The following is a 2,261-nucleotide window of genomic DNA, read 5'->3' on the forward strand; positions in this document are numbered from 1 at the left end:
CGCCGCACCCGGTCGTCGGACCGCCGCCGGTCCATGCCGCGCCACCGCCTCCGGCCGCACCCCCGATCGTCGGGACCACCCCCGTGACCGGCCGGCCCGAAGCGCACCCGGGGGAGGCCCGGCGACGGGAGAACGCGGCGGGCCTCGCCGACCCGACCCTCGCCTGGGGCGCGGTCCCGGTCGCGACCGCCCACGCGATGGCCCTCCAACTCGCCCTTCGCGCACGGCGCGGAGCCCAGCCGGACGATCCGGCGGTACGGCTGCGCAGCATCGCCGACAGCCGTCCGTACGGCCTGCCGGGCGGGCTTGGGCCGGTCGACCCGGAACACCAGGCCGAGCTCGAACGCCGCGCACCCCGGGACGAGGAGGGCCGGCCCGTGCGCCACCCCGACCCGGCGGCCGGCGGCTGGGCGGAGGCCGTCAACGACGGCGGCTACCGCGAACCGGGCCGGGCGAACAACAGCCTGGAGATCGCCCTCTCCGCGGTCGAGTGCTACACCGGCCGCCCGACCTGTGCGGCCCCGCGCATCCCCACCGAGGGCGACGCCGGTGAACGCGGAGGCCGGGACCGCGCCGAACGCGAACTCGGCGCCCCGTTCCGGGACCTGGGCGACGGCGACCGCGCCTTCGACCGCCTCGCCGACGACCTCCGCCGCGCCGGCCACGGCTCCCAGGCGGTGCTCCTCACCCTCGACGCCTACGGCCGCCCGCACGCCTGGAACGCCGTCAACCACCAGGACACCGTCACCTACCTCGACCACCAACTCGCCCGCCAGGCCCCCACCCCCCTCCACCCCGCCACCCACGGCCTCTGGGCCATCGCCCTCACCCCCGAAGGCCGCCCCCTCGACCTCACCCCCGCGGCCTGACCGGTGCCCGCATGCACAGGAAGTCGGCCAGGTCGACTTCCTGTGCGGCTCGGCTCACGGGTTCCCGGAGGCCGGGGAGTCTGTAGACCGGTCGTCATATCTCTTGCGTGAGAAGTCGGCCTGTTCGACTTCCTGTGTGTATGTGGGTCGGTCAGGCTTCGATGTGTGCGGGAATATGTGGACCGACCGTCATATTCGGCGGGTGGGTCATGGGGGTGTCGCGTGGGAAGTCGGTGGCGTTGACCTCGCTTCCGCCCCCGTTGCCTGACCTGCACCTGCATGCACAGGAAGTCGGCCAGGTCGACTTCCTGTGCGGCTCGGCTCACGGGTTCCCGGAGGCCGGGGAGTCTGTAGACCGGCCGTCATATTCGGTGGGTGGGTTGTGGGGGGTGTTGCGCAGGAAGTCGGCGGGGCCGACTTCTGGTGCGGGGGAGGGGGTGCGGCGTGATTCCTCGCTCAGTGGTGGGAGAGGTGGTGCGAGAAGTCGGCCCGGCCGACTTCCTGCGGGTGAGGGCGGGAAGGGGCGGGGCGTGCGGGGGTTGCGTGGGAAGTCGGCGGGGGTGACTTCCGGTGCTTGGTGCGGGCCCGGCGTGGGGGCGTAGGGTCGCGGATCGGGCCGGGATGGGCGTCGGGGAGTGGACGGGACGGGGGTGGCCGGGTGGTTTCGCGGGCGCAGGCGGTGGAGGCGGGGCACCGGTGGATCAACGGGGATCTGCCGCAGGGCGCCGGGGCGGTGCGGCGGGTGTGCACCCACGAGTTCGAGCTCGGCTGGGTGGTGTGGGCCGAGCCCGCCCGGGTGGTGGTGGACCCGCGGACGGGGGAGCGGCGGGCGCCCGAGCAGGTGGGGGCGGCCTGCGCCGTGGTGGACCGGGACAGCGGTCGGTTCTCGGTGTGGCCCTCGGTGCCGGTGGACGAAGTGATCGGGCTGTACCGGGACTTCGTCGGCGCCGGCGGATACGACCCGACCCTCCCGCCGGCGACCGGCCGGGGCGCCAGGGCCGAGCTGACCTACCGGGACGGCACGGGCGAGGAGCGGTCCCTGGCCCTGCGCTCCGCGGCGGGCCTGCCGCACCCGGCGCTGCGCGGCTGGTGGTGGCTGCGCGAGCAGGGCGTCGCCGCCGAGGACGTGCTGGCCGTTCGGACCGACCTGCGGCCGAGCGCCCTGCCCGGCGGCTACTGGTCGTACGCGCTGGCCGCCGAACTGCCCCACGCCCGGATCGACTTCGAGCTCCCGTACGGCCCGCGCTTCGACCACCGGGCCGCCGCCGTACGGGCGCTGCCCGCGCCGCCGGACGGTCCGGCCCGCAACCGGGTGCCCTTCCCCCGCGCGGTGCGCAACGCACCCGACGGGACCGACGCGGCACTCGCCGCCCGGCTCGCGGAGCGGTTCGG

2 protein-coding genes are annotated in these 2,261 nt (G+C 75.5%); both read left to right on the top strand.

Features of this window, described 5'->3' with window-relative positions; all coding sequences use genetic code 11:
- On the top strand, positions 1–869 hold an 869-nt coding region (locus tag KS423_RS43870; protein ID WP_263455850.1), incomplete at its 5' end, for a toxin glutamine deamidase domain-containing protein.
- Positions 870–1,527: 658 nt separating this feature from the next.
- Positions 1,528–2,261 (top strand): nucleic acid/nucleotide deaminase domain-containing protein (locus tag KS423_RS43875; RefSeq protein WP_308020324.1); only part of this gene is annotated, 734 nt, incomplete at its 3' end.

Origin of the sequence: Streptomyces sp. LS1784, assembly GCF_020103755.1 — a bacterium.
Lineage (GTDB): Bacteria > Actinomycetota > Actinomycetes > Streptomycetales > Streptomycetaceae > Kitasatospora.